Raw genomic sequence first — 21,404 nt, forward strand, 5'->3', positions numbered from 1 at the left:
TCCGGGGCGTAACACTGGGCATGACCCTCACTGAAGAACTCTCGGCCTGGGCCGCCGGCGTCCGCTTCGGCGACGTCCCCGGGGACGTCGTGGAAGTGGCCAAGCTGCAGATCCTCTCCCAGTGCGCGGCGATCCGCTACGGCGCCGCGCACCCGCTGGGCCGGCGGCTCGTCGCCGGCTTCGGCGAGCCGTTGCAGCAGGACAGCCGGCGGTCCGCGTACGTGCTGGCGGGACTCGGCTCGTGGCTGCACTTCGACGACACCGCGTATGCCGGGCACCTGTCCAACTCGACGGTCGCCGTCCCCATGGCCTACGCGGCCGGGCAGCGGCTGGACGGGGCGGGCCTGCTGACATCCGTCGTCGTCGCCACCGAGTGCGCGGCGCGGGTGACCGCCGCCGTGACACTGGGTCCCTTCCGCGGGCAGACCGCCGCGCACACCCATGTCGCCGGCGCCGTCGCCGGCCGGCTCCGGGGCGCCGGCGTCCCCGCGGAGCTGTGGGCGAACGCGTTCGGCCTGGGACTCGGCCTGCCGCCGCGCACCGTGATCGCCGGCTTCCTGGGCGGCGATTCCAAGGTGTTCAGCGCGTCGACGCCGGTAGCCGTGGGGCTGGACGCCTGCGACGCGGCCGAGGCCGGGTTCACCGGCTGCCGGGATCTGCTGGAGAACCCCGACGGGTTCCTGCGCGCGTTCGCCGAACTGCCGCTGCCCCAGGCGGTGACCGAGTGCCTGGGCGAACGCTGGCACACGCGGACCACGTCCTTCAAGGTCCATCCGGGCGGCCCCGGCATGGACACGGCCGTGGACTGCGGCATCGAGCTGTACCGGGAGCTGGGGGCGGTGCGCGCCGGCGATATCGAGTCCGTCGAGGTCGCCACCTCGCTCTACACGGCGCTGGTCGCCCGATGGGCGCAGGAGCGGATGTGCGGCCCCGACTCACCGGTGGGCGCCCTGGTGTTCGCGCTGCCCTACCTGCTGGCGACCACGCTGCTGACCGGAGAGCTGACCGTCGCGGACTTCACGGCGCCGGCACTGGAGGAGCCGGAGCGCTGGGAGCTGGCCGACCGCGTCCGGATCGTCCTGGACGAGCAGATGACGTACGACCTCTTCCACAGCCTCGTGCCCTTCGGCCAGGGGCTGCGGCAGGCCGGCGACAGGGCCGCCGAGTGGCTGGCCGAGTTCGGGGCCCGCTGGGAGGGCGACGGCCGATGGCTGGTCGACCTGGTGGGCGAACTGCCGCCGCCCAGCCGGGATTTCCGGGACGTGCGCAAGGTGACACCGTCCCGGGTGACCGTCCGCCTGCGGGACGGCCGTTCGGCGACCCGTCAGCAGGACGTACCGGTGGGCGGCGTCGGCGCGACGGGGGGCACGCCGACGGCCGCACTCGTCCGGGAGAAGTTCCTGGGCGCCGGCGGGAGCAAGGAGGTGGCCGACCGGATCGCCGAGCTGGAGCGGGTGCCCGCCGAGGAGATTCCCGGGCTGCTGCGCGCGGCGCTCGCCTGACCGGGTCACCGGTCGTACGGGGTCAGCAGGCCAGGCTGTGGTCGTGCCAGCGCCGCAGCCGCGCCCGCGCCCGCGTGTAGGCGCCCTCCACGGCCTTGGCCGAGATGCCGTGGAGGGCGGCGTACTCGCGCGTGCCGATCCCCTCCCGGCGGGCCAGCATCACCTCGCGCTCCAGACCGGTCAGCCGCCCCACCTGCCGCAGGATCCACGCGTCCTCCGCCCGCGCGCAGACCGCCTCCTCGGGGCCCGTCGGGTCCCCGGGCAGCACCCGGTGCAGCACCCGGCGCGCGCGCTCCTCCCGGCGGTGCACATCGGTGCACAGCCGCAGGGTGACGGAGGTGAGGAAGGGGCCGATGCGGCTCTCGTCCAGCGCGTCGAACGCGGCCGCCCGCAGCAGCGCCTCCTGGGCGCAGTCCTCCGCCTCCGCCGCGCCGCGCAGGCGGGAGCGGGCCAGCCGGTGGATGCGGTCGTGATGGCTCAGCAGCTGCTGCCAGCGAAGAGCGGGCGTCGTCATCGCAGCTCCTCCTCGCCGGCCCGGCCGACCCAGTGGGCGAAGGTCCCAGCGGGCCCCGGACGGCCGTCCCGGTCGCGGAACCGTCCGTGCCGGCCGCCCGGGTCGATGGCGGCTAACCCCTGCCGCTCGTACACCCTCTCGATCCGCTCGCGCACCCGCAGCGGGTCCTGGGCCTGTTTCATCCCGTCGTTCCCGTTCAGCGCGGTCCGGCCGCCGAGCGCCCACCGACCCCCGTCGCGCCCCGCGTCCGGTCTGCGCCGCCTCGGCGCCGGCCCCGTGGCCATCACGCCCCCTTCTCCTTGAACGGTCCCGCCACCGAGGCGATCATCCCGTTGGGCAGCCAGTCGGCGGTCGTGGTGCCCTTGTGGCGGTGCTCGCCCGCGCCGGGGCCGGACAGCGGTGAGCCGGGGATGTACATCACCGCGGTGGCGTAGAGCCGCACCGAGCTGGCGTCGTCTGTCGCGGCGCCGCCCATGGTCCGGCGCCACCCCTCGTAGCCGGCCCCCGACGGATATTCGCCGGGCAGCAATGCGGACAGCGCGGACACGTACGCCATGGGCAGCTCGGTGCGCGGCGCGTAGCGCAGCGGAATGAGCTGGCCCGCGCCGGGCACCAGCAGCGGACGCGTCAGCAGCCAGGGAGCGAGGTAACTCCCCTGCGCGCGCAGCCGGCCCGCGGCCACGGCCCGGATCGTGCTCTCCGCTTCCTGCCAGCCCGCCACGACGATCAGCGGGCGGGCCGCCTTCGCCGTGCCCGGTCCCTTGGTGGGCGCCGCGAGGGTGATCCGGGCGTCGGCCGCGGCGGCGCGCACCACCGCGGCGGCGGCCTTTCCGCGCGGGGAGCCGTCGCTGACGAGCGCCGCCGTGCGGGTACCGCGCCCGGCCAGGAAGGCCACGACGGAGCGCAGGGCCGAGCGGTCGGTGGCGGCGAGGCTGTCCGAGGGACAGCTGGTGAGCGTCCGTACGGAGCCCGCGACCAGTGCGCCGGTCGCGGCGGCCGCGCACTCGGGGCCGTCCGCCCCGCGCAGCGCCGCGGGAGTGTCGGCCCGTGCGCCGGTGTTCACTTCGATCGAGGTCTTGGCGCCCGCGGCGGAGACCCACAGGCGGCTCTCGCCCGCGGGCAGGTTCACCGGGACCCACTTCTGGGCGCTGCCCGCCCGCACGGTCCCCGCGGTGAGACGGTCGCGGTCGGCGCCGGCCGCGACCGTCTCCGCGCCGCCCACCGCGACGAGGTTGGGGCCGGGCCTGTTCGGCACGACCATGACGGTCATGTGCTGTCCGCCGAGGTGCAGTTTGTGCACCGAGGGAACGCCGGGCCGCTGGGGTGCGGCGGTCTGCTGCGGTTCGCCGCGGTCCGGCAGGGCCGCGCCCGCGAACACGGCCCCGGCCACCACGGCGGCGAAAAACGCCGTGGTGGCCGGGATCCCACGCAGCCGCCTGCCCCGCAGCAGCAGCAGCCCCAGCGTGCTGCCCGCTAGCAGCACCGCGGTGGCGAGCAGCAGCGCGCTGCCGAGGACGGGAGACGAGTCGGTCATTTCAGTACGCCGTCGCTGACCGTGAACAGCACGCCGTGCGGCCGGGCGTCGCCGTTGTCACCGTGCGGCCAGGAGGTCCGGTTGAAGCTCACACACGGCTTGTGCGTGTTCTCGTCGCGGAACGACCTGTCCATGCTCAGCTTGCCCTGTTCGGTCAGGTTGAGCATGCAGACCCGGTGGTCGCCGTCGCCGCCGAACGCACCAGCGATGAAGTAGTTCGCCACGGCGAGCCGCTTGATCTTCTTCGTCTCCTTCCAGGTTCCGTTGGAGTTCTGGGCGAAGTTGTCCATGGCGCCCCAGTGCGGGCCACCGTCGGTGACGTCGCGGATCATCTGGGTGCCCACCACGGCCGGGCAGTCGTGCTCCTGACCGCCGTCGAAGACCTCCTTGAGCCGGTCGACGGAGCACTTGGGATTGTCGCCCGAGGCCAGCAGCTTGCGGATGTCCAGGACGTAGACCATGCCGGTGGTCTTGTCGAGCGGCTGGCCGTAGGCCTTGGGCACACCCATGACCGTGTGGAAGAGGAAACGGTCGTCGGGGCTGACCATCAGCCAGCTGGAGTTGTCGCCGCCGCCGCGGACGTCCGGTTCGGCACCGGCCTCGCGGTAGGCGCTGGTGTCGTCGATGATCTCTTTCCACACCGGCTTCGGCGCCTTGATGTCGGGCGTGTAGAAGACGGCGCCACCGGTCATGGAGGACACGAACGCGCCCTTGTGTTCCGGCTTGTTGGGCAGTGCGGGCTCCATCAGCACCCGTGACTCGTACCAGATGGGGTCGCTCTCCAGCTGTGCGCGGGGACCGTCCGGCACCTTGCTCACGGAGAGCATCTTCGGGTCCTTGCGGTTGCTGATGTCCCAGACCCGCACGGTGGGCCGGGCCAGGTCCTCACGCAGCGGGGCCTCGGGCGAGGAGAAGTTCGCGGCCTCGACGAAGTCGCTGGCGACCAGGATGTTGCGTCGCTCGTTGACCATGATTCCGTGCGGGTTGGCGCAGGTCGCCTTTTTCAGCACCGGCACGTTGCCGCACAGCTTCGGGTCCTCGCCGGCGGCGGTGGCCGCGGGGATCTCCGCCAGGGTCTTGCCGTTGCGGTCGAAGAGAACGATCTCGCCCGGCGACCCGGCGGCCCCGTTGCCGGTCCTGACCTGGCCGTTGGTGTAGGTGCACGGCCCGGCCACGTCGCCGCCGCCGAGGAAGGAGCCGTAGGCGGTGCCGTCCCGCATCACCTGGTAGGCGTCCGGCATCGTGCCGCACGGCGTGTCCGATGCCACGTTGACGCCGGCCAGTCGCAGGCTGGGCAGCTGGCTGGTGTCGAAGACGAAGGTGGTGTCGGACTTCAGGCCGCCGGCGTACAGCCGGTCGCCCTTGTGCCAGACGTATTGCATGTGGTGCGCCTCGTTGGCCAGGCCGGGCCCCAAGGTGACGGTGTTCACCACCTCGCCGTAGGAGGCCGACCCCTTGGTGGCGTCGAGGACCGCCATGAAGTCCGGCTTGGTCGGGTCGGCGGAGCCCGCCCAGGCGAGCATCCACTCGCGGCCGTGCCCGCGCGCACTGGGAAGCAGGTGATTGGTCGCCGTGTACTGGGTGCCGTCGGATGCGGTGATCCGGGACGTCGACTGGGCGGCGGGGGACTCCTTGGCCTGTCCTGCTCCGGTGAGGAGGGTGGAGGTCAGTCCCACCATGGCGAGACCGAAGGACAGACGCCACAGTTGCCTGCGCCGCAGACGGGGCTTTCTCATGATCCGTACGCCCTCTCCTGGAACTGTCGGTGATGATGTGACGATGAGGGGGAGTCCACTGCAAGGGCAGTGGTGCGCCGCACCTTCGCAGCGCCCGCTGACCGAGGACTGACACCGCGCTCGACACCACCCTGAGCACGGCTGCATCCGCCCCCGCCCCGGCCGCGGAGCGCCGCAGTCCAGTGAGACTCGAGCACCCGGGCAGATACTCGGCCGGAGGTCTTTAGGGGGAGTCATGCCGGATCAGTCCCAGCACACCTTCACTGACGTGGTCGCTCGCAACGTGCGGACGACGCCCGGCAAAGACGCCTGCGTTTTCCTGCACGAGGCGGCCGGCGGACGGCTGGCGGCCGACACCATCAGTTACGAGGAACTGGACCTGCGGGCCCGCGCCGTCGCGGCCTGGATCGTGGCGCACGGCTCGGCGGGCCGGCCGGTGCTCGTCGCCCCGACCCGGGGACGGCACTTCGCCGCCGCACTGCTCGGCTGCCTCTACGCCGGGGCCACCGCCGTACCCGTCGACGCCCATGCGCACCGGGCCGAGCGGCTGCTCGCCGTCGTCCGTGACTGCGGCGCCGAACTGGTCCTGGCCGAGCGCGCGGACGCGCCCGCCCTGACCCAGCAGCTGGCCCGCGCAGGACTCGGGGACACCGTCTGCCTGGCCATCGAAGCGGCCGACTCCGACGCGGTGGCAAAACCGCCCCCGCCCGGCCCCCGACCCGACGACGACGCCCTGCTGCTGTACGGGCCGGGACCGGTGACGGCCCCGCGCGGGACCCGGCTGACCTACCGGATGCTCGCGGAGGGACAGTCCTGGGCGCAGCGGGTGCTGCGCTCCTCCGCCCGCTCCCGGATCGGCGGTCTGCTGCCCTACCGGTACGGCACGGGTCTGATCATGCACCTGCTGCACCCGCTGTGGCTGGGCGCGACAGGCGTGCTGGTCCCGGTCGGCGACCCCGGGGGCAGGCCGGCCCAGTGGCTGCGGGCGATCAGCGACTTCGGCATCACCACCGGCCTCACCAGCACGTACGGCTACCAGCTCGCGACCGAGCGGACCACGGACGCCGAGCTGTCCGCGCTCGACCTCGGCCGCTGGGAGACGGCGGTGATCTGCGCCGCGCCGCAGCAGCCGGACGTCAGACGCGCCTTCGGCGAGCGCTTCGCCGCCGCCGGCTTCCGCCCGGAGGCGTTCGTCTCCTGCCTGGCGCCCCCCGAGTCCCCCTTCCCGGTGGCGGCACGCCCGGTAACGGACTCCGGCAAACCGTCCGCCGCCCGGCGGGCGGCGGAGAAGGCACTGAACCGAGGTGTGATGCGCGACGCCGCCCCGGGCGAGCCGTTCAGGACCCTCGTGAGCGTGGGCAGCAGCGTGGGTCCCGAGCTGCGCGTCGCCGCCCCGGACACCGGGGCCGAGATGGCGGAGGGGCGGGTGGGCGTGTTGCGGGTGAACGGGCTGAGCACCGGCGACGAGGCCGTCCGCTACGACGGCGAGCTCTATATGAGCGGGTGCCTGCGGGAGGGCATCAAGGTCCCGGGGCGGGCCGCCTGTGTCCTGCTGGTGCACCCGGAGGACGTCGAACGCTCCGTCCGGGAGAGCAGCGAACTGTGCCTGCACGGGGCCGCGTTCGGCGTCCCGTTCGCACCGGGCAGGGACCGGTTGGTCGTGGTGCAGGAGGTGCGCGACGGGTTGGGCCACGATGTGGACCTGTGGGGACTGGGCAGTGGGCTGCTCCGCCGGATCACCACGGAGTTCGAGGTGGGACCCGGCACGGTGGTGCTCGTGCGGCCGGGCACCGTGCGCCGCAACTTCCGCGGCCGGCTCTCCCGGTCCGCCGTGCGCGGCATGTTCCTCAGCGGCCGCCTCCAGCCGTTGCAGGAGATCTCCAGCGCTGAGGTATGAATTACTCAGGCCATGGTCGGGAAATCTTCACGCATTCGGCATGAGTCGGTAGCTGTCCCGGCCTTCCACGCCCTGTGACGCTTGGCCCAGCCACCGGTACACCGTGCCGGAGCCATATGCCTGCCTGAGGAGTTGATTCGGTGGAGATCAAATTACTGGGGGCGTTGACCGCACATGAACGCTGTGGATCCTTCGCACCGTCCGCGGCCAAGCCCCGCCAAGTCCTGGCCCTGTTAGCCCTGCACGCGGGTCAGGTGGTCCCGGTCCCCTCGCTCATCGAGGAGCTGTGGGGGGAGCACCCGCCGCGCAGCGCCATGACCACGCTCCAGACCTACGTTCTTCATCTGCGCCGGGGCATCGACCGTGCGCTCGGCCGTGACGAGGTGCTGTCCGCCAAGGAGATCCTGGAGACCGCGCACGGCGGCTACCAGCTCAACGCCCAGCCGGGCGAGGTGGACGTGCACGACCACGAGCACCTCATGATCGCCGGCCGGGCCGCTGTCCACGCGGGGGACGACGAGTCCGCGTCCCGGCTGATGGGCCGGGCACTTCAGCTGTGGCGTGGACCGGCCCTGGTGGATGTCGTGGCGGGGCCGCTGCTGGAGATCGAGGTACTGCGGCTGAACGAGGCGCGGCTGGGCGTGGTCGAGTGCCGCGTCGCCGCCGAACTGCGGCTGGGCCGGCACGCGGAGGTGCTCGGCGAACTCACCGTGCTCGCCGCCCGGTACCCGCTGCACGAACGGCTGTACGAGCAGCTGATGATCGCGCTGTACCGGGCGGGCCGGGTGTGGCAGGCGCTGGAGACGTACCAGAAGCTGCGTACGACGCTCGACCGCGAGCTGGGGCTGGAGCCCTCCGAACGGCTGCGCAGGCTGCACCAGTCGCTGCTGTCCGGCGACGAACGGCTGTACGTACCTGACGACGTACGGGTGCACGCCAGGCCGGCGTGACACGGGAGATCACGTGCGGCAGCCCCGCGGGGTGCGTCAGCGCGCCCCGCGGGACGGCGCCCGCCGCCGTCAGCCGGCGGCACCGAGCACGGCGTCCAGATCGTTGAGCGCGGCGTCCGCCGCGGCGGCCGCGTCCTCGTCGTCCGGGGCGCCGATGACGGCCAGGAGCGACGCCACCAGGGCCTCCTGGAGTTCTGCTGTGGACTGCTGTTCCGGCATGGGGTCCTCCTCGAAGGCGCGGACTCAGAAGGCATTGCAGGCGCGGAAGATGTGGGCGAAGGAGACGGGCGACGCCTGGCCGCGGAAGGCGACGTACTCCGGCAGCATCACATCAGGAGCCCACTTCTCCTTGTACGCGAGCTGCGTGCGGGCGGGATACAGGTCCTCGCCGTGTTCCCACAGAAAGCTCATCAGCCAGGCGAAGGCCGGGCTGTGGCAAGGAAGTTCGTGCGCCGGGTCCAGGCCCGTGAACGGGGTGAAACCGAAGTGCAGCCACGGCACGCCCTCGGCGCGGAAGACCTCGATGGCGGTGCTGTTGATGGCTTCCATCACCCCGGGGGAGCCGCCGGGCAGACGCCGGCTCAGATCGTGCATCCAGCCCGCCCGGTCGCCGAGGACAGGCGAGTACGAGATGTAGCCGACCGGCGCGCCGTCGATCGTTCCGACGAAGAGCCTGCGGTGCCGCTGGGCGGCTCCTCCGGTCTGGCCGACGAGGAATTCCAGCGGCCGGGCGTGCTCGCCCTTGTCGGCGAGCCAGCCGGCGTCGATTGCGGCCAGCGCCTCCCGCACGTCCCCGATGTCAGTCTCCCGCACCTGGAGGCCGTTGCGGAACGCCCGGGAGATCTTGTTGCGCAACTGCATGAACCGGGTGCCGCGCAGCGTGAAGTCCGCGAGGCCGACGGCCCACGAGGCACCCATCTGGTTGACGGTCCACCCCATGCGCGCGTAGAGCTCGGCGTCGGCGTGCTGGAGCTGTACGGCCACCACCCGCAGTTCCTGCTCCCGGGCGTACCGGTCGAAGGCGGTGAGCAGGCGTTCACAGCTGTCGGGTGCCGCGAAGGGGCCGCCGAACTGCACCAGATGGCGGGCGGCCCGCCGGTACACCACGATCCCGTCGGTGTCGGGGAGGGTGAAGAGCTCGTTACCGGTGTTCATCGCCAGGAACGAGCTGGGGTTCCCGGCCTGGGTGTGTTTTCTGATGGCCTCGAGAATGACGTCGGACGACGCCTCTCGGGTGGCTGCCGTAGTCATACGGCCTCACTCGCTTTCCACTGGTCGGTTCCGGCGGACGGGGAGGAGTGAAGCACTGCCCGCTGGAGCCTGGATAGAGCCTTTTCCGCGTCCCTGCGGTGTCAGCCGGATATCAGCGCCGAGTCAGCCCTGTACTGCAGAGTCATGTTTGTGACCGAGACCGGGAAGCATTCCGGACGGACACGAGGAGAGGTGCCCGGAGAGGCTTATCGGGGGCCTAACCCATGGTTTGGTCGGGTGGTTCGCCGCCCGCGCAGGTTCGAATCCTGCCCTCTCCGCAAAAATCACACGGTAGTACGAGAAGCGGTCACGGAGAATTCCTCCGTGACCGCTTTCCTGCTTTTCCGCGTGTGTCAGTAGCGGGTCAGTCCGCAGTCAGACCTCGTCGCCAGGATGCAGTTGTTCACCAAATTTCGAGGCGGTCGAATGGAAGGCTGACGATGGTCGAGGGCCGTGAGAAGCCGTTGCGCAACTACAAGCTCTACATCGGCGGCAAGGACGTCGAAGGCACAGGCTGGGTGTACACGGTCAGTGCCCGCTCCCTCCTGGAGGACGTCTTCACCAGCGTCCGGCTCAAGCGGTCCCTGGAGCAGGACGAGCGGTCCGACGCGGCCGACCACCCGTACGTTGTCGGCCGGTGCGCGGTGGCGGGTGACACCGCCATCGACCTGGCCACCCAGGCCGCCGCAGCGGCGGCGCCGGCCTGGGCCGCGGTCCCGCTGGAGCGGCGCATGCGGCTGGGTGTGCGCTTCCGGGAGGAACTCCTGCGCCGCCAGGAGGAGTTCCTGGAGCTCCTCACCGCGGAGGCGCACCCGCTGAAGCTGGCCCGCTGGGAGCTCAGCTGTCTGTTGCAGGTATTCAGCGAGGAGAGCCTGGGCTGGTACCAGGAGCGGATGCACACGGAGTTCCGGCACGGCGGGCGGCGTCTCATCGTGCGCCGGCAGCCGGACGGCGTCGTGGCGTTCAACCCGCCGCAGAACGCGCCCGCCCCCAGCGCGGCCCTGTCCGTACTGGCGCTGATGGCCGGGAACGCGGTGGTGGTACGAGCACCCCGGTCCATCGCGCTGAGCACGATGTTCGTCCTGCGCGAGCTCATCGCCCCGCTGCTGGACGAGGTGGGCGCCCCGCCCGGCACGCTGAACGCGGTGTGCAGCAACCCGGGTCAGACGATCGACCGTTGGCTGCAGAGCCCGCTGATCCAGGACATCTTCTACATCGGCGGCACCGAGGAAGGTCTGCGCTTCCAGCAGCGTTGCGTGGCCCAGGGCAAGAAACCGATCCTCGAACTGGCCGGCAACGACGGCGTCGTCGTCTGGCGGGACGCGGACATCCCGTACGCGGCCGAGGCCATCGCCGAGGCCTTCTACGGCTCCGGGCAGATCTGCATGGTGCCGAACTGGGTGCTAGTCCACCCCGACCGGGCGGACGAACTGATCGCCGAGATCAAGCGGCGGGCCGAGGCCGTGCGCCCCGGCTATCCCGAGGACGAGGACGTGCTGCTCTCCCCGGTCCGGCGCAGCGAGAGATTCTTCGCCCTGCTCCGCCAGTCCCTCGACGCCGGCGCGGAACTCGTCACCGGTGGTCGACGCACCGAGATCGACGGCACCCCCTCCGAGACCGGCGTCTTCCTGCAGCCCACGGTGGTCCGGGTGAACGGGCTGAGCGGAGCGCGCAGCCACGAGATCGTTCGGCACGAGACCTTCTTCCCGCTGATTCCCGTCATCGTCCCCGAAACCGCCGACGACGACAAACTTCTCGACAGTTTCATCGATTTCGTCAATACCAATGAATACGGACTGCGCAACTCGTTCTGGGCTCGCGACTCCAACGTCATCGACACCGTCGTGCAACGGGTCGTGAACGGCGGCCTGCTGAAGGTGAACGATTCCCACATCGGCTTTCTGCCCTATCTGCCCAGCCACGGTGGCACCGGCCTGACCGGCGGGGCTTTCGGCGAGGCCAACTATCCGATGCTCAAGACCTCGCACCTTCAGGGTGTGAGCGTCGCCCGCGACGTCAGCCCGCGCACAGCGGTGTTCGGCGACTGACGTGCCGGTTCCACCGGCGGAATTACTGGAGGTGCAATTCCTGTGCGCAGCCTCGACACAGCGCGTGACATGGTTGAGTTCTACCATCCCGGGCTGGTGAAAGCCCTCGCTGATATCCCCTACGCCGAGCGGGAGGCCCCGGACAGCCCGGTCATCGATCTCTTCCGGACTCATCACGGCGCCGGACTGCTGGTGCCCAAGGAGTACGACGGGCACGGCGCCTCCCTCGTGGAGGCGGTCCAGGTGCAGCGCGGCCTGGGCTCGCTCTCGCCCTCTCTCGCCGCAGCGGTGACCATGCATCACTTCACAGTGGCCACGCTCTACGCGCTGGCGGCCGAGGCCGACCGGCTCACCCCCGCCCAACTGGAACTGCTCGCCAGCGTGGTGTCCGAACAGCGGTTGCTGGCGTCGGGCTGGGCCGAGGGCAGGACCCAGCAGAACATCCTGACCCCCTCGGTCACCGCCGAGCCGGTCCCCGGCGGCTTCCGTCTGAACGGCGCGAAGAAGCCGTGCAGCCTCTCCCGCTCGATGAGTGTGCTCACGGCGAGCATCGCGGTGCCCGGCCGGGACGGCCGGCCGGAACTGGCCCTGGCCCTGGTGCCGGCCGCGACGCCGGGGCTGTCGGTGCATCCGTTCTGGGGCAGCGACATCCTCGCCGCCGCCCAGAGCGACGAGGTACGGCTGGAGAACGTCATGGTCCCCGACGAACTCGTGGTGCGGACCACGGCCGAGGACCCGCACCGGCTCGACGATCTGCAGACCGCCGGGTTCATCTGGTTCGAGCTGCTCATCTCCGCCGGATACGCGGGGGCCGCCGCGGGGCTGACCGAGGAGCTGCTGTCCAGCGGCCGGGGCAGCCCCGAGGAACGGGCCGACATCGTGATCCAGACGGAGTCGGCGTTCGAACTGGTGGTGGGCACGGCGCGGGCGATCCGCGACGGGCTGGCCGGCGACGCGGCGGTCGCCGCGGTGCTCATCGCCCGGTTCGCCGCCCAGTCGGGCCTGGTCCGTGCCACCGGCCAGGCGCTCGAACTCCTCGGCGGCATGGACTTCATCCGCTCCGGGGACCACGCCCGCCTCGCCGCCTCCGTGCGTCCTCTCGCCTTCCACCCGCCGTCGCGGGCCAGCAGCGCCGCTGCCCTGGTGCAGTACGTCGACGGCGGCCCCCTCGAACTGTCCTGAAGGAGGCCCATGACCATCACCAGCCACTCGTCCGGGGACACCGCCACGGGCGCGGCACCGGACAACGAGGCGGACATCCTGGCGCTGTACCGGGCCAGGCTCAGCAAGGGCCGCGCCACCCTGGCCGAACTCTTCGGCAGCCACATGGAGGTGGCATCCTCCGGCTCCTGGCTCACCACCAGCGACGGAGAGAAGTTCCTCAACTGCGGCGGCTACGGAGTCTTCATCATGGGCGCCCGGCACCCGCGGGTCGTCGAAGCCGTCCAGCGCCAGCTGAACACCCACCCCGTCGCCACCCGGATCCTGCTGGAGCCGACCGTCGCCCGCGCCGCCGAGGCGCTGGCCAGTATTGCCCCGCGCGGGCTGGAACGGGTGCACTTCTCCCTCTCCGGCGCCGAAGCCGTGGAGACCGGCCTCAAACTCGCCCGCGCCGCGGGGCGCCGCAGGATCGTCTCGATGCGCGGCGGCTACCACGGCAAGACCATGGGCGCGCTGTCGGCCACCGCCAAGGCCGTGTACCAGGACCCCTTCCGCCCGCTCCTCGCCGACGTCGTCCATCTCCCCTACGGGGACCCCGAGGCACTCCGCGCCGAGCTGTCCGCACACCCCGGCGAGGACTGCGTCATCATCGAGCCAGTGCAGGGCGAGGGCGGTGTCGTCCTGCCCCCCCAGGGCTACCTCAAGCAGGTCGAGGAACTGGTCCGGGAGTACGAGGGCTTCCTCCTTCTGGACGAGGTGCAGACGGGCATGGGCCGGCTGGGGGAGTGGTGGGGGGCCGACATCGAGGACATCCGCCCCGATGTGCTGCTCGTCGGCAAAGCCCTCGGCGGGGGCGTGGTCCCGGTATCGGCGGCGATCGCCACCGACAAGGCCTTCCGCCCCTTCGACAAGGACCCTTACGTGCACACGGGAACGTTCTCCGGCCAGCCGCTGCTCATGGCCGGTGTCCAGGCGGCGATCCAGGTCATGCAGGAGGAGCGGCTGGTCACCCGGGCCCGGGATATCGGCGCCCGGCTGCTGCCGGAGATCACCAGGATCGCCCGGCGCAATCTGCCCGGCCTGGTCACCGAAGTCCGCGGCCGCGGGCTGCTCATCGGCGTGGAGCTGGCCGAGCCGGGACTCGCGGGCGAGCTCCTCATCGAACTCTTCAACCACGGGGTGGTGGCCAACCACTCCATGAACGGCAACTCGGTGGTGCGTTTCACCCCGCCCGCCGTCCTCACCGAGGCGGACGAACGCTTCCTCCTCGACTCGTTCGACAAGGCCACCAGGGACCTCGTCCGACAGGCGGCCACCATGCCGGAAGGCGGTAGCTGACATGCGACATGTGCAACTGGACGCGATGGTGTACGGCGAGCGGCTCGCGGACGTCTTCGAACGGATCGTGCAGTGGGAGCGCTACGCCGAGCTCGCGCCGCACGTGCAGTCCACCACCGTGCACGAGGGCCGCCCCGGTCGGACCGGCTCCTCCAGCTGGGAGCTGCACTTCCGCAGCGGCCTGCTGCGCTGGACCGAGGCCGAGCGGTTCGTGCCGGAGCGGGGCGAGGTCCATTTCGAGCAGACGGACGGCGACTTCGACACGTTCTCCGGCCGGTGGCTGCTCACCGCACAGGGCGACGACGTCGCCGTGAGCTTCGGCTGCGACTTCGACTTCGGCATCACCAGCCTCGAAGGCATCCTCGACCCGATCGCCGAGCGGGTCATCAAGGAGACCGTCGCCTGGGCCGTGACGGGCCAGTTCGCCCGCGTCCGGCTCGCCGGCGAACCCGATCCGGGCGCCCCGGTGATCTCTGCCGCGGGCCTGCCCGCCACCGCATAGGAGTGAGTCATGGACCAGGCCAACCCCTTCGAGACACCGCGGACGTTCTCCCTGCACCGCGCCGAGTACCTGGTGGGGCTCGCGGTGACCACCGGCTTGATCGTCGCCCACGCGGGAGAGATCCGCTGGCTGCCCGCCATCGCCCTCTTCCTCTACATCGACCTGATCGGCTACATCCCCGGAGCCATCGCCTTCAAGCGGGCGGGCGGCCGGCCGATCGCGAAGGCGTACTACGTCCTCTACAACGTCATGCACAGCCTCATCACGCAGGGGGCCGTCGCCGCGCTGTGGTGGTGGCTCATCGGGCCGGAGTGGGCGCTGCTGGTGCTGCCGTTCCATCTCTTCGGCGACCGGGGGCTGTTCGGGAACTTCCTCAAGCCCTTCTCGCTGCCCTTCGAGCCGGTCCGGCAGCCGGGATACCTGCGGCTGCTCGACGACCTCGGCGTGCCGCGGCCCCGGCCGGCCGGCCACACCGGCTCCCCGGTCCCCGTCGGACACCTTCCCGCCACTGCCGCCACCCCGGGCCGGCAGCCGGAAGCCGCGCAGTGACGGGCGCTCGCACCTCCGCCGTACACCGGCTGGCCGGACCGGTCAGCATCCTGACGGTACGTCACGACAGTCGTGTGCACGGCACCACGGCCTCGACCACCACCCTGGTGTCCACGAGACCGCTCATCCTCGCTACGAGCCTGCGCGCCGGGTCGGTCCTTGGCGAACTGGCCATCGCAGCAGGCTGGTTCTCGGTCAACGTGCTGGGCGGCGGCCAGGCGGAGCTGGCCCGGTGGTTCGCGGACAGCCGCCGCCCGCCGGGCATCGGGCAGTTCGCGGGGCTCGCCTGGCGGCCGGACCCGCTGACCGCCGCACCGCTGCTCGAAGGGACGCTGGCGCACTACAGCTGCCGGGGCGCCGGCCGGTTCGTCGTCGGCGACCACGAAGTCCTCCTGGGGCGGGTCGTCGAGTGCGACACCGGATCCGGCGATCCGCTGCTGAGCTTCGCAGGCGACCTGCGCACCCTGACCGGAAAGGACGGTTCCACCCCATGACCACGGAACAGGACATCGGGCGAGTGGCCCGAGAGGCCGACTGGGACGACGCACCCGGCCTGCTCGACGGGGCGATGGAACTCACCCTGGGCCCCGCGGATTGCGACCTGCCGTACTGGATCACCCAGGTCGCGCAGGGCACACTCCGCGGCCGGGGAGCCAAGGGCCACGCGCCCGAGGCGGCAGTGCCGCAGTTCCTGCGCGAGCCGGGGCCGCTTCGCGAGGCGCTGATCCTGGAGTTCGGCTTCCGTGGTCTGGCGGAGGAACTCGCCACCCGGCTGCTGTCCGACTACGTCGCCATCGCCCCCGGCATCCCCGAGATGGAGTTCTACGCCACCCAGCTGATCGACGAGGCGCGGCACGCCCGGGTGTTCCGCGACCACCTGGTCGAACTGGGCATGCCCGCGGCCACCCTGGTCGGGGACATCGCGGAGCTCGCCGCCGACTACCGGCGGCAGATCCTCGACCCCGTCGTGGACTTCACCCGGAACATCGTCCGGGAACAGGCCGACTTCGCCGGCGGCGTCGCCGTCTTCGCCATCGTCATCGAGGGCGTACTGGCGCCCGCGGCCGAACTGAGCGAGCGCAAGTGGACCCCCCTCTCCCCGGCGACCGGCGAGATCTCCCGCGGCGCCGCGATCGACGAGATCCGCCACCTGACGGTCGCCGCCACCATCCTCAAGGACCACCTGAGCGCCCATCCGCAGTACCTGCCGCGGCTGGCGGAGATCCTCCGGTCCGGCCGGGAACTGTGGGACCGGCTGCCGGACCGACCGTTCGTGCTGCACCGGGAGGAGCTCTTCCAGAAGGGCATGCTCGCGCACGCGGAGCTGATCGGGGACTACGAGATCTGGCCCGGCGTGCGCATGCTCGACACCACGCCCGCACAGCGCTACGACATGGCCGAGGCGTGGACGGACCAGATGGCCGCCACGCGCATGGCCTACATGGGCATCCCCGCCGGCATCGCCGCCGGACAGCAGCGATGAGGGCGTCGGTCGTCTGCGGCCTGGGCGGCTACGTGCCCGAACGCCTCGTCACCAACAACGATCTGAGCGAACGGCTCGACACGACCGACGCCTGGATCCACAGCCGGACCGGCATCCGGGCCCGGCACATGATCTCATCGGACACCGCCACCTCGGACCTGGCCGTGGAGGCCGGCCACCGGGCGCTCAAGTCCGCGGACCAAGCCGCGGTGGACGTGGTGGTCCTGGCCACCACGACCCCGGACCGCCCCTGCCCCGCGACGGCCCCCGAGGTGGCCGCGCGGCTCGGGGTCGGCACGGTCCCCGCCTTCGACGTGGCGGCCGTGTGCAGCGGCTTCCTCTACGCGCTGGCCACCGCCGCGGGACTGATCGCCTCCGGCACCGCCGACCGGGCCCTGGTGATCGCCGCCGAGGCCTTCACGACGATCATCGACCCGCAGGACCGGACCACGGCGGTGATCTTCGGTGACGGCGCGGGGGCGGTGGTGCTCCGCGTCGGCGACCCGGCGGAACCGGGTGCCCTGGGGCCGATGGTGCTGGGCAGCGACGGCGACCACAGCGACCTCATCGAGGTTCCGGCCGGCGGCTCCCGGCAGCGGGCCTCGGGCCGGCCGGCTGCCCCGGGCGAGCAGTACTTCCAGATGCGCGGCCGGGACACCTACCGGCACGCCGTCGAGCGGATGACCGCGGCCAGCCGGCAGGCGGTCGAGCGGGCCGGATGGACCACCGCACAGGTCGACCGGCTCGCCGCCCACCAGGCCAACGCCCGCATTCTCGACGCCGTGGCCGAACGGCTCGGCATACCGGCCGAACGGCAGCTGTCCAACATCGCCTACATGGGAAACACCGGCGGCGCGTCCATACCGCTGCTGCTCGCGGACACGGCCGCCAGCGGCCGCCTGCGGGCCGGCCACCGGGTGCTCCTCACCGCATTCGGCGGCGGTCTGGCCTGGGGCGCGGCGACGCTGTCCTGGCCGCGGCTGGGCCCCGTGACCGATCCGCGCACTCCGTAGCACCGTCAAGGAGGACTGTCATGTTCGAGACCCTCAAGGAAATGCTCGTCAGCAAGCTCAAGGTGGACCCGGCCAGGATCACCCCCACCGCGACCAGGGAGGACATCGAACTCGACTCGCTCGCCCTGGTCGAACTCTCCATGCTGCTGGAACAGGAACTGAGCATCCACGTCAGCGACGACGACCTGATGGCGACCGAGTCCTTCGGCGCCATGGTCGAGTTGATCGAGAGCCGGCGGGCGGGCGTGTGAAGCGCTCGGTCGCCCCCGCGCGCCGGACCGCGCCGGGCATCGCCGTCACCGGCATCGGGCTGGTCACACCCGGCGGCATCGGCACGGAGGCCAGCTGGCGCGCGGTGTGTGCCGGCCGGCCCGCCGCCGCCCTGGACCCGGCGCTGCCCCCAAGCGACACGGGCGTCACCTGCCGGGTGCCCGGCTTCGACGCAGAGGCGCTGCTCGGTGGCCGCAAGGCCCACCGGCTCGACAGATTCACGCAGTTCGCCCTGGTCGCCGCCGCGGAGGCGGTGGCGGACGCGGGCCTCGACCCGGCGAGCTGGGACGGGGCCAGGGTGGCCGTGGTTCTCGGCTGCGCCGACGGCGGCCCCGAGACCGTGGAGGCACAGCACCAGGTGCTGCTCCGCCACGGCCCCGCCCGGGTCTCGCCCCTGCTGCTGCCCATGCAACTGCCCAACATGCTGGCCGGGCAGACCTCCATCGAACTCGGCGCCACCGGGCCCAATCTGGTGGTCGCCACCGCCTGCGCCTCCGGTGCCACGGCCATCGGCATCGCCCGCGACCTGCTGCTGCTCGACCGCTGCGACATCGCGCTGGCCGGCGGCAGCGAGGCCATGATCACTCCGCTGGTGATGGCGGGATTCGCTCAGATGGGAGCCCTCTCCCGGTGCGCCGGTGATCCGGCCCGCGCCTCCCGGCCGTTCGACATCGACCGGGACGGCTTCGTGGCAGGCGAGGGCAGCGGCGTTCTCGTACTGGAGCGCGCCCGCGACGCCCGCGCCCGCGGCGCCCGCGCACACGCCCTGCTCGCCGGCCACGCTCTGAGCGCGGACGCCCATCACATGACCTCCCCGCACCCCGAAGGAGCCGGCGCCGAGGCCGCCCTGCGCACCGCGCTCGCCGACGCGGGCGCCGGGCCGCAGGACGTCCGGCACGTCAACGCCCACGGCACCTCGACGCGGCTCAACGACCTGGTGGAGGCGCAGGTCCTGTGCCGGGTACTGCCGCACGCGCCGCTCGTCACGTCCACCAAAGGCGTCACCGGCCATCTGCTGGGCGCCGCCGGCGCCGTGGAGGCCGCCTTCACCGTCCTGAGCGTCGAACACTCCCTGGTGCCTCCCACCGCGGGCCTGGCCACGCTCGACCCGAAGATCCACATCAACGCCGCCACCGCGTCCGTCCCGCTCGACATCCCGCTGGCGGTCTCCAACTCCTTCGGCTTCGGCGGCCAGAACGCCGTGCTCGCCTTCGCCGCGACCTGATCCGACCAGGCCCATCTCCCCGGAGCCGACCATGCGACAACACCCGTCCACCACCCCAGTCAGACACCTGACCACCTGGCACATCGTCTTCGTGATCGTCGCCGCGGCCGCCCCGCTCTCCGCGATGGTGGGCACCGTCCCGCTGGCCTTCGCGGCCGGCAACGGCGCCGGCGTCCCCGCCGCGTTCGCCTTCGCCGGGCTGATCCTGCTGTGCTTCGCCGTCGGTTACGCGGTCAGCGTCCGCCGCACCGGGGGCAACGGCGGGTTCTACGCCTCCATCGCCGACGGGCTCGGCAGACCGGCCGCCGCGGCCGGCGGATATGTCGCCGTGCTTTCCTACAACGCCGCCACCATCGGACTCGTCGGCGCCCAGGGCTACTTCACCCGTCTCGTACTCGCCTCCCACGGCATCCACGTGCGGTGGGAGGTGTGCGCGTTGGCCGGGGTGGCGCTGGTCGCCGTGCTCGGCCGCCGGGAGATCACCGTGAGCGCCCGGCTGCTCGCCCTGCTCATGGTGGGCGAGACCGGCGTTCTGCTGGTTCTGGACGTCGCCGTGCTCGCCCGGCACGGCAGCAGCGCGCTGCCCGCGGCGTCGTTCGGGCACCAGGCGACGGGGACCGGGCTCGGGGTCGCCCTGATGTTCGCGTTCGTTTCCTTCATCGGCTTCGAGTCCGCCGCGCTCTATGGCGGCGAGGCGAAGCACCCGCGCCGCAACGTGGTCCGGGCCACCTACGCCGCCGTGCTGCTCATCTCGCTCTTCTACGCCCTGACCAGCTGGCTGGCCGTGGGAGCCATCGGCGCCGGGAAGGTCCGCGCGACGGCGAACGAACAACTGGGGAACCTGTTCTTCGTCCTGGCCCAGGACTACCTGGGCACCGTCGGGCGGATCGTCCTCGAGGTGCTGCTGTGCACCAGCCTCTTCGCCGCGATGCTTGCCCTGCACAGCGCCGCCAACCGCTACACCCAGGTGCTGGCCGCGGACGGCCTGCTGCCCGCCTCGCTGTCCGCCCGCCACCCCAGGTACGCGTCCCCGCACCGGGCGAGTGCGGTCCAGGCCGCGCTCGACATGGCCGCGGTGGCCGTGTTCGCCCTCGCGGGCCTGGACCCGTACGCCGACATGACGACCAGCATGGTCGGGCTCGGCACCCTGGGCATCATCGTGCTGCAGGCGGCCGCGGCGCTCTCCGTGATCGGGCTGCTGCGGCACGGCGCAGACGACGGCGTCGGACTCGGGCAGAGGCTGGTGGCCCCGCTGCTCGCCCTGGTGGGCCTGACCGCCACGGTCTGGCTGATCCTCGGCAACTACACGCTGCTCACCGGAACCGACTCCGCGGTGGTGGGAGCGCTGCCCTGGACCCTTCCCGCCCTCGCGCTGTCCGGCGCGGGCTACGCGTGGTGGCTGCGCACCGCCAGGCCCGAAACCTACCGAAGGCTCGCCGGGCTGGACGGCGACGGGCGCACGGCGCCCGCGCCGGCTGCCCCCGCGGCGGCGGAGGTCTCGGTCACTCGTCCAGACTGAGCGCCATGCCCCGCAGGGGCTCCAGCGCGGGAGCCTGGTTGAGTATCTGCCGGAACAGCTCCCGCAGCCGGAGCGAGGGCTCGATGCCGAGTTCGCCGACGAGCCTGGCACGCATCGCGTTGTACGTCTCGACGGCCTCGGCCTGCCGGCCGGTCCGGTAGAGCGCCAGCATCAGCAGCTCGGTGATCCGCTCCCGCCAGGGGTGCATCATGCCTAACCGGCGCAGCTCGCTGATCACGTCGGAGGGCGCCCCGTACCGCAGCTCCAGCTCCAGCCGGGACTCCTGAGCCGTCAGATAGTCCTCCTCCACCTGCACGGCCGCGCTGCGGCACAGCGGGCTGGCGGCCAGCTCCTGCGGCAGCGGCCCCCGCCAGAGGGCGAGCACCGCCTCCAGCAGGTCCCTGGCCATGGACGGGTCCTGCTGGACGGCGGTACGGGCCTGCGCCAGTCTCTCCCGGAACACATGGACGTCCACGTCCATGGGCGCCACCAGGAGCTGGTACCCGGAGGGACCGCCGATGAGCGGCGGCGGCTGCATTTTCTCACCCGCGTGCAGCCGCAGCGTGCGCCGCAGCCGGGACACGTGGGCCTGCAGGGCGTTTTCGACCGACTCCGGCGGGTTCTCGCCCCACAGTTCGGAGTAGAGCTGCTCGCTCGGCAGCAGCCGGCCGGCGGTGAGCAGGAGGGTCGTCAGCAAAATCCGCTGCCGTGCCCCGGTGATGGCGACGAAGCGCCCCTCGACGACGGTACCGATCGATCCAAGAACAGTGAAATTCATGCCGGGAGAGTTGCACCGCATTCTCGTTCGCCGCTCAAGTCCTGGTCGGACGCTGCCACAGCCGCGCGCCCCCGGTGGAGCAGCGGCCGTAAGAGCTCCGGCGCCGCGCCCGGGACCCGGTGGAGGAGGTCTGC

Annotated in this window: 21 protein-coding genes and 1 tRNA gene; 15 read left to right on the forward strand and 7 right to left on the reverse strand. The window is 71.8% G+C overall.

The window, feature by feature from the left end; genetic code table 11:
• Positions 1 to 20: 20 nt before the first annotated feature.
• The gene (locus ABTX18_RS33585) at positions 21 to 1,502 is read left to right on the forward strand and encodes an MmgE/PrpD family protein (protein ID WP_352126604.1); all 1,482 of its coding nucleotides are present in this window, start codon (positions 21 to 23) and stop codon (positions 1,500 to 1,502) included.
• 22 nt (positions 1,503 to 1,524) lie between these two features.
• Here ABTX18_RS33585 and ABTX18_RS33590 read toward each other — a convergent pair whose 3' ends face one another.
• From ABTX18_RS33590 to ABTX18_RS33605, 4 genes are read right to left on the reverse strand one after another with little or no spacing between them, the layout of a single operon-like run.
• On the reverse strand, positions 1,525 to 2,016 hold the full coding sequence (locus ABTX18_RS33590) for an RNA polymerase sigma factor (RefSeq protein ID WP_352126605.1): 492 nt from the start codon (positions 2,014 to 2,016) through the stop codon (positions 1,525 to 1,527).
• The gene (locus ABTX18_RS33595; RefSeq protein WP_352126606.1) at positions 2,013 to 2,300 is read right to left on the reverse strand and encodes a hypothetical protein; all 288 of its coding nucleotides are present in this window, start codon (positions 2,298 to 2,300) and stop codon (positions 2,013 to 2,015) included. Before ABTX18_RS33595 ends, ABTX18_RS33590 begins: the two co-directional genes overlap by 4 nt.
• Positions 2,300 to 3,550 (reverse strand): hypothetical protein, encoded by a 1,251-nt coding sequence (locus tag ABTX18_RS33600; RefSeq protein WP_352126607.1) that lies wholly within the window; start codon positions 3,548 to 3,550, stop codon positions 2,300 to 2,302. Before ABTX18_RS33600 ends, ABTX18_RS33595 begins: the two co-directional genes overlap by 1 nt.
• Complete coding sequence (locus ABTX18_RS33605; RefSeq protein ID WP_352126608.1) at positions 3,547 to 5,286, reverse strand: hypothetical protein; 1,740 nt, start codon at positions 5,284 to 5,286, stop codon at positions 3,547 to 3,549. The genes ABTX18_RS33600 and ABTX18_RS33605 overlap by 4 nt, the downstream gene beginning before the upstream one ends.
• 235 nt (positions 5,287 to 5,521) lie before the next feature.
• On the opposite strand from ABTX18_RS33605, the gene ABTX18_RS33610 reads away from it, so the two are divergent.
• Together ABTX18_RS33610 and ABTX18_RS33615 are read left to right on the forward strand one after the other, a co-directional pair.
• Complete coding sequence (locus ABTX18_RS33610; protein ID WP_352126609.1) at positions 5,522 to 7,183, forward strand: AMP-binding protein; 1,662 nt, start codon at positions 5,522 to 5,524, stop codon at positions 7,181 to 7,183.
• A gap of 140 nt (positions 7,184 to 7,323) precedes the next feature.
• Positions 7,324 to 8,133, forward strand: coding sequence for an AfsR/SARP family transcriptional regulator (locus ABTX18_RS33615; protein WP_352126610.1), 810 nt, complete (start codon positions 7,324 to 7,326; stop codon positions 8,131 to 8,133).
• Between the two features lie 69 nt (positions 8,134 to 8,202).
• Here ABTX18_RS33615 and ABTX18_RS33620 read toward each other — a convergent pair whose 3' ends face one another.
• Both ABTX18_RS33620 and ABTX18_RS33625 read right to left on the reverse strand, forming a co-directional pair.
• Entirely contained in the window at positions 8,203 to 8,352 is a 150-nt protein-coding gene (locus ABTX18_RS33620) for a hypothetical protein (protein WP_331734499.1), read from the reverse strand.
• Between the two features lie 24 nt (positions 8,353 to 8,376).
• The gene (locus ABTX18_RS33625; protein ID WP_352126611.1) at positions 8,377 to 9,384 is read right to left on the reverse strand and encodes a DUF2156 domain-containing protein; all 1,008 of its coding nucleotides are present in this window, start codon (positions 9,382 to 9,384) and stop codon (positions 8,377 to 8,379) included.
• A gap of 186 nt (positions 9,385 to 9,570) precedes the next feature.
• Between ABTX18_RS33625 and ABTX18_RS33630 the strand changes: the two genes are divergently transcribed.
• From ABTX18_RS33630 to ABTX18_RS33685, 12 genes are all read left to right on the forward strand, one after another.
• Positions 9,571 to 9,662, forward strand: a tRNA-Met gene (locus ABTX18_RS33630).
• A 162-nt stretch (positions 9,663 to 9,824) separates the two neighbouring features.
• A complete protein-coding gene (locus ABTX18_RS33635) occupies positions 9,825 to 11,432 on the forward strand; it encodes an aldehyde dehydrogenase family protein (RefSeq protein WP_352126612.1) in 1,608 nt (535 codons plus the stop codon).
• A 42-nt stretch (positions 11,433 to 11,474) separates the two neighbouring features.
• Positions 11,475 to 12,614: an acyl-CoA dehydrogenase family protein gene (locus tag ABTX18_RS33640; RefSeq protein WP_352126613.1), complete on the forward strand. Its 1,140-nt coding sequence runs from the start codon at positions 11,475 to 11,477 to the stop codon at positions 12,612 to 12,614.
• Between the two features lie 9 nt (positions 12,615 to 12,623).
• Positions 12,624 to 13,931 (forward strand): aspartate aminotransferase family protein, encoded by a 1,308-nt coding sequence (locus ABTX18_RS33645; RefSeq protein WP_352126614.1) that lies wholly within the window; start codon positions 12,624 to 12,626, stop codon positions 13,929 to 13,931.
• Between the two features lies 1 nt (position 13,932).
• Positions 13,933 to 14,433, forward strand: a complete 501-nt coding sequence (locus ABTX18_RS33650) for a type II toxin-antitoxin system RatA family toxin (RefSeq protein ID WP_352126615.1) — start codon at positions 13,933 to 13,935, stop codon at positions 14,431 to 14,433.
• Positions 14,434 to 14,442: 9 nt separating this feature from the next.
• A complete protein-coding gene (locus ABTX18_RS33655) occupies positions 14,443 to 14,982 on the forward strand; it encodes a hypothetical protein (protein ID WP_352126616.1) in 540 nt (179 codons plus the stop codon).
• Complete coding sequence (locus tag ABTX18_RS33660) at positions 14,979 to 15,476, forward strand: flavin reductase family protein (protein ID WP_352126617.1); 498 nt, start codon at positions 14,979 to 14,981, stop codon at positions 15,474 to 15,476. The genes ABTX18_RS33655 and ABTX18_RS33660 overlap by 4 nt, the downstream gene beginning before the upstream one ends.
• Positions 15,473 to 16,465 (forward strand): VlmB-like protein, encoded by a 993-nt coding sequence (locus ABTX18_RS33665; RefSeq protein ID WP_352126618.1) that lies wholly within the window; start codon positions 15,473 to 15,475, stop codon positions 16,463 to 16,465. Before ABTX18_RS33660 ends, ABTX18_RS33665 begins: the two co-directional genes overlap by 4 nt.
• Positions 16,462 to 17,478: a beta-ketoacyl-ACP synthase III gene (locus tag ABTX18_RS33670; protein ID WP_352126619.1), complete on the forward strand. Its 1,017-nt coding sequence runs from the start codon at positions 16,462 to 16,464 to the stop codon at positions 17,476 to 17,478. The genes ABTX18_RS33665 and ABTX18_RS33670 overlap by 4 nt, the downstream gene beginning before the upstream one ends.
• Before the next feature lie 20 nt (positions 17,479 to 17,498).
• Positions 17,499 to 17,729, forward strand: coding sequence for an acyl carrier protein (locus ABTX18_RS33675; RefSeq protein ID WP_352126620.1), 231 nt, complete (start codon positions 17,499 to 17,501; stop codon positions 17,727 to 17,729).
• On the forward strand, positions 17,726 to 18,973 hold the full coding sequence (locus ABTX18_RS33680) for a beta-ketoacyl-[acyl-carrier-protein] synthase family protein (RefSeq protein ID WP_352126621.1): 1,248 nt from the start codon (positions 17,726 to 17,728) through the stop codon (positions 18,971 to 18,973). Before ABTX18_RS33675 ends, ABTX18_RS33680 begins: the two co-directional genes overlap by 4 nt.
• A gap of 31 nt (positions 18,974 to 19,004) precedes the next feature.
• Positions 19,005 to 20,492 (forward strand): APC family permease, encoded by a 1,488-nt coding sequence (locus ABTX18_RS33685; protein ID WP_352126622.1) that lies wholly within the window; start codon positions 19,005 to 19,007, stop codon positions 20,490 to 20,492.
• Here the strand turns inward: ABTX18_RS33685 and ABTX18_RS33690 are convergent.
• Positions 20,476 to 21,270, reverse strand: coding sequence for an AfsR/SARP family transcriptional regulator (locus ABTX18_RS33690; protein ID WP_352126623.1), 795 nt, complete (start codon positions 21,268 to 21,270; stop codon positions 20,476 to 20,478). The two genes, ABTX18_RS33685 and ABTX18_RS33690, sit on opposite strands and share 17 nt — an antisense overlap.
• Positions 21,271 to 21,404: the final 134 nt, after the last annotated feature.

Origin of the sequence: Streptomyces sp. NPDC096323, from assembly GCF_040302845.1 — a bacterium.
GTDB lineage: Bacteria > Actinomycetota > Actinomycetes > Streptomycetales > Streptomycetaceae > Streptomyces.